The 1330-nt window shown below is 65.9% G+C and carries 1 protein-coding gene; it reads right to left on the reverse strand.

What is annotated here, in order from left to right; translation table 11 throughout:
* Positions 1–27: 27 nt before the first annotated feature.
* A protein-coding gene (locus tag AB0M99_RS37785) for an IS3 family transposase (protein ID WP_365928804.1) occupies positions 28–1280 on the reverse strand; the annotation gives its coding sequence in 2 pieces (ribosomal slippage) (positions 28–998 and positions 998–1280; 1254 coding nt in all).
* Positions 1281–1330: the final 50 nt, after the last annotated feature.

Consider the following 1330-nt stretch of genomic DNA (forward strand, 5'->3'; position numbering starts at 1 on the left):
TGAACCGCCCCGGGTTCCATAGAGATCTCAGACTGTGGTTGTGACCTGGGGTTTCGTGAGTTCGGTGTAGTAGTTGGCTTCGTATTCGACGGGCGGGACGTGGCCTATCTCACCGTGGAGTCTTCGGTGGTTGTACCAGTCGACCCATTCGGCGGTGGCCAGCTCGACCTGGGAGAGGGTCTTCCAGGGCCGTCGGGGCTTGATCAGCTCGGTCTTGAACAGGCCGATCGTGCTCTCCATCAGGGCGTTGTCGTACGCATCGCCGACGGAGCCGATCGAGGCCGCGATGCCGGCCGCGTCCAGGTGCTCGGCCAGCTTGAAACTGGTGTACTGGCTGCCCGCATCGCTGTGATGTATCAACTCGCCCCGAACGTGGGGGCGTTCATCGCGGTCGCGCTGCCACAGCGCCATCTCCAGAGCGTCCAGGACCAGCTGGGTCTCCTTCGACGTCGCGGCGGACCAGCCGACGATGCGGCGGGAGAAGGTGTCCACGACGAAGGCGACGTAGACCACCCCGGCCCAGGTCGCCACGTGCGTGAAATCCGCGACCCAGCAGCGGTTCGGTGCGGTGGCGACGAAGTCGCGGTCCACCCGGTCCGGTGCCCGCTCGGCTTGCCGGTCCGGGATCGTGGTGATGACCTTCTTGCCGCGGACGGCGCCGGCGATTCCCAGCTCGCGCATCAGCCGTTCGACGGTGCAGCGGGCCACCGCGTGACCCTGCCGGTTCAGCTCCCGCCAGATCTTCCGAGCCCCGTAGACGCGGTAGTTGTCGGTGTGGACCTGCCGGATCAGCTCTTTGAGCCCCGCGTCCCGCACGGTACGGGCGGACGGGGCGGCCAGGCGCTTCTTGTGTGCGTAGTAGGTGGAAGGGGCGATCTTGCAGTCATACTCGGTGAGCGTCCTGCAGATCGGCTCGACGCCGCCGAAGCGGTCCCGGTGCTCGTCGATGAAGGCTACGAGCGCGTGTGTGGCCGGTCGAGCTCGGCCGCGAAGAAACTCGCCGCCGCCTTGAGGATCTCATTGGCCCGCTTCAGCTCGGCGATCTCCTTCTTCATCGCCTTGAGCTGGACCGATTCCTCAGTCGTCGTCCCGGGCCGTGTCCCCGCGTCGATCTCCTGCTGCTTCAGCCAGTTCCGCAGCGTCTCGCGGGAACCGATGCCGAGCTTCTCGGTCACCGCCTGCAGAGCGGCCGTCTCGTTCGGGTAGTCGTCGCGCACCTCGGCGACCATGCGCACCGCACGACGGCGGAGCTCAAGCGGGTAACGGGAAGGTCGTGCCATGACTCGATCCTTTCATGAAATCGAGTCTCCATTCGACACGGGGCGGTTCA

The organism is Streptomyces sp. NPDC051183 (genome assembly GCF_040682455.1).
Classification (GTDB): Bacteria; Actinomycetota; Actinomycetes; order Streptomycetales; family Streptomycetaceae; genus Streptomyces.